Origin of the sequence: Tolypothrix sp. VBCCA 56010, assembly GCF_050875635.1 — a bacterium.
GTDB lineage: Bacteria > Cyanobacteriota > Cyanobacteriia > Cyanobacteriales > Nostocaceae > Hassallia.
Window position 1 is genome coordinate 1 of record NZ_JBPAOH010000330.1, and the last position, 1771, is coordinate 1771.

The window sequence follows — 1771 nt, forward strand, 5'->3', positions numbered from 1 at the left end:
GCATAAGTACTTTTAAGATATTTAGTATCACCTAGCACCTAAAACTACGCAATGGCTGGTTAGCGATCGCCTTGAGGAGAAAACTTTTTGGTTTACTGACACTGTTTAACCTCTCAGAAGCTCGTTATGGGAGAAATTGCGCCACTTATCATCAAAGATGAGGATAAATCTGAGCTATTGTCAAAAAATCTGAGTCACCTATTGGGAAATAGCGATGCTAAACCGACTATCAACGGAATGCGAGAAATGACAGGAAAGTTAGTCACTGTCTTAGAAGAGTTAACAATGCGTCATGATTTACGCTTTTTGACCCTTTTAAGCTGGAAAGGAATGATTTATGACAAGGGGTTATTTCAGAACTATCGCGCTTGGTGTCCTTGTTGTTGGGAAGAGTGGATGCAGGAGAACAAAACTATCTATGAACCCTTATTATGGTCATTTAAGGATGTAGAATTTTGCTTGATTCACAAACAGCGATTGGTAGAAGAATGTCCTCATTGTGATTCGCGCTTACCTGTGATGGCTAAGTTTTCACCTGCGGGATTTTGTTCTCGTTGTTACGGGTGGTTAGGACAGGAAATTAAAGGCGAAGAGGAAATAGAGAAATATCGAGTTAATATTCAAGGAATTAGCGAATTAATTGCACTTACTCCCCAATTAGGTTATAAACCCATCCCGATCGAGTTAACCCGAAAATTACAATTGATTTTGTTAGTGTTGGAACAAGCAATTGGAAAGGATGTGAAGTTATTGGGAGATTTAGGAGGAATCATGGAATCCTTGAGAATAGCCTCAACAATAAATCAAAGTCAACCTTATCATTTAGTGAAGTTAATTATTCCTGTGTGCGAGAAGGCGAAAATTAGTGTATCCCAGTTGTTTGGGTCAGATTTTCAGGAATTGGGCAAGATATTGTTCGGGAATTTTAGTCTGGAATTAAAGTTGTAGAAGTTTGGTATAAATAAGGATTTATGCTTAAAGGAGTTTGGCAGGGAACAGACGATCGCTCTCCTAGATCGCGTTACTGCTGATTATGCTTTATTTGTGCAAGGGGAACTTCTCGCTATTGTTGAAGCGAAAAAAGTCTCTATTGGCACACAAAATGTTTTAAAACAAGCGAAACTCAAAATGAATAGCATCTTTACCCCTAAAGAAATTACTGCCCTCTCTGCCGAAATTGACCGCCAGTTAACAGAACTGCGCTATGCCCCAGATTCAGAGCAAAAACAAGGAGAGGATAAAATCTCAGATGAAAAAATGCTGGTAAAACAAACCGCAGCAATTACAAAACTTACACAAGAAAACTCTCAGAGTTTTTTACAGAAATTTGGACGAGCTGCTAAAAGTGATTTATGCCAAGAAGGGGGAATGCTGAATAAGCAGTGGAAGAAATGGGGCGATTTGGATAATCAGGATGCTGTGGAACGCTTGGGTGCAGTGTTGGTAACGATGGGTTTTTCGGGGGATGTGTTATCTCCTTTAGTTGTTGCAGTCACGGTGATTATTATTCACATTGGGTTGAAGGCTTTTTGTGAAGATTATTCTTCGGAAGTGGATGGTAGATAATTTTTGTGTCACGCAGAGGCGCAGAGGCGCAGAGAGTGAGAGTTTTAAGAGTTGAGAGCAAGGCCTTTTTGATTTGGAACTCTCTCAATCAGATTATCAACTAGTGAACTACCTACACCGCCTGAGTACAGGTCGGTGTAGGCTTCTGGCACATTCTTAATGTTTCCAGAACTTCCTTAGAGGTACTATTAGTAGCAGAGTCAGC

Annotated in this window: 2 protein-coding genes; both read left to right on the top strand. The window is 40.0% G+C overall.

The window, feature by feature from the left end; genetic code table 11:
• The first annotated feature begins 126 nt into the window (after window positions 1-126).
• Window positions 127-948 (top strand): TniQ family protein, encoded by an 822-nt coding sequence (locus AABK37_RS41225; RefSeq protein ID WP_432557150.1) that lies wholly within the window; start codon window positions 127-129, stop codon window positions 946-948.
• 180 nt (window positions 949-1128) lie between these two features.
• Window positions 1129-1566, top strand: a complete 438-nt coding sequence (locus tag AABK37_RS41230; protein WP_432557151.1) for a hypothetical protein — start codon at window positions 1129-1131, stop codon at window positions 1564-1566.
• The last annotated feature ends 205 nt before the right edge of the window (window positions 1567-1771 follow it).